Origin of the sequence: Treponema sp. JC4 (genome assembly GCF_000260795.1) — a bacterium.
Taxonomy (GTDB): Bacteria; Spirochaetota; Spirochaetia; order Treponematales; family Treponemataceae; genus Treponema_D.
The window spans coordinates 1-1,978 of record NZ_AJGU01000092.1 but is presented as its reverse complement, the minus strand read 5'-3'; the positions used below and the strand labels follow the sequence as shown (position 1 = coordinate 1,978).

The window sequence follows — 1,978 nt, the reverse complement described above, 5'->3', positions numbered from 1 at the left end:
GTTTTATTATATATTTTTAAGGAGGCTATACTTAACATGGATAAAAAATATTATTCTAACCGGTTAGCAATTTCCTTTTGGTGGCATTTGATATATTAAAATTTAATCAATACAATTATAAATGATATTGTTATAAAGTTTGCTTTAAAACCTTTTCAATTACATCATCCATATCATAATACTTGTATTCAGCAAGTCGTCCACCAAATATTACATTTGTTTCGTTATCTGCCAATGATTTATATTTTTTATATAGTTCTGTGTTTTTCTCATCATTGACAGGGTAGAATGGTTCCATGCCATCCTTCCATTCTGTTGAATATTCTTTGGAGAGGACAGTAAAATCTTTTGCATATGCCGGATTTTCCGGTTCAAAATGCTTATGTTCAATAATTCTTGTATACGGAACTTCTGCTTCTGTGTAGTTTATAACTGCATTTCCCTGGTGGTTCTGTTCTTTTAGTGTTTCTGTCTCAAATCGCACTGTACGGTATTCAAGTTTACCAAATTTGTAATCATAGAATTCGTCAATTTTACCAGTAAATACAATTTTATCAGCAAGACTTTCCCAATGACTTCTGTTTTCAAAAAAATCTGTATTTGTTTTAGTTTCAATTCCATTAAGTAAAGAATCAATAAGCTTATTATAGCCGCCAATAGGAATTCCCTGATAAGCATCATTAAAATAATTATTGTCAAAAGTTAAGCGGACAGGGAGTCTTTTAATTATAAATGCCGGTAATTCGGTACATTTGCGCCCCCATTGTTTTTCTGTATATCCCTTGATCAGTTTTTCATATATATCCCGACCGACAAGTGAAAGAGCCTGTTCTTCAAGGTTTGCAGGTTCCCTGCCTTTTAATGCAGCAAGTGCTTCTTTTTTTTGTTCTTCTATTTTTGCAACAGCTTCTGCAGGTGTTTTTACTTTCCACATCTGATAAAAAGTATTCATGTTAAATGGTAGGTTATAGAGTTCACCTTTATAGTTAGCAACAGGACTGTTTGTATAACGGTTAAAAGGAACCAAAGAATTTACAAAATCCCATACTTCTTTATTACTTGTGTGGAAGATGTGTGCTCCGTATTTATGTACATGTAGGCCTTCAAAATCTTCACAATAAATGTTTCCACCAAGATGTGGGCGTTTGTCTATTACAAGACATTTCTTTCCTTGCTGCTTTGCTAGATATGCGAATGTTGCACCGAATAAGCCTGAACCTACAATTATATAATCATATTTATACATATTATATTTCCCCATAATTTGTTTTATTTATTGAAAGAAAAATATTGACTATCGAGTCAATATTTTTTTATGTAATTGTATTTCTATGTATAACCAAAATCAAGGCGTATAATATCACTATTAAATAGTGAAAGTGTTGTTTGTATTAAAATATGAACTTTTGTGAAGGTTTCTGAAATTGCTTAATTACAATAATAGCCTAGACATAAAAATCAGATTAAGTAACCAAATTATTTCATAAATACTCCATAATAAATATATTTTCAAATCCTGAACTAAAATATTTATGCATTTTGAAAATTACTTTCAACTTTGTTTTTTTACAAATAGTGGCAAAAGCTAAAAAATATGTTATTCTACAGGCAGACGGTAACATATGATTCTAAAACTAGCTTTTAAAAATATAATTTCCCGCAAGAGTTCTGCGGTTATAATTTTATTTATTACTTTTGCAGTGGCGCTTCTTGTACTTACAAATGCTATTTTTGATAGTACAGAAAACGGTATACAAGAAACTTTTGTTTCAAGTTTTACAGGAGACATTGTTATAAGACCTAAAAATGAAACACCGTTGAGCCTTTTAGGTGATGAAACACCTGTAACAGGTTCTTTTACAGAAATTCCAATTATATCACCTTATGAGTTGGTTTATGATTTCATTAAAACTATTCCACAAATTGTTTGTTTTAATCCTCAGATTGGAGGGTTTGCAGCATTGGATTTCAAGAAACG

2 protein-coding genes are annotated in these 1,978 nt (G+C 30.7%); one reads left to right on the top strand and one right to left on the bottom strand.

The window, feature by feature from the left end; all coding sequences use genetic code 11:
- Positions 1-130: 130 nt before the first annotated feature.
- Entirely contained in the window at positions 131-1,246 is a 1,116-nt protein-coding gene (gene glf / locus MSI_RS13320) for a UDP-galactopyranose mutase (protein WP_009108183.1), read from the bottom strand.
- A 376-nt stretch (positions 1,247-1,622) separates the two neighbouring features.
- Between glf and MSI_RS13315 the strand changes: the two genes are divergently transcribed.
- Positions 1,623-1,978, top strand: a 356-nt coding sequence (locus tag MSI_RS13315; RefSeq protein WP_039925073.1) for a hypothetical protein, incomplete at its 3' end; no start/stop codon positions are given.

Bases quoted from the DNA above. Each gene is read 5' to 3' on its own strand.
- glf (WP_009108183.1), bottom strand. From the start codon at position 1,246: ATGTATAAATATGATTATATAATTGTAGGTTCAGGCTTATTCGGTGCA.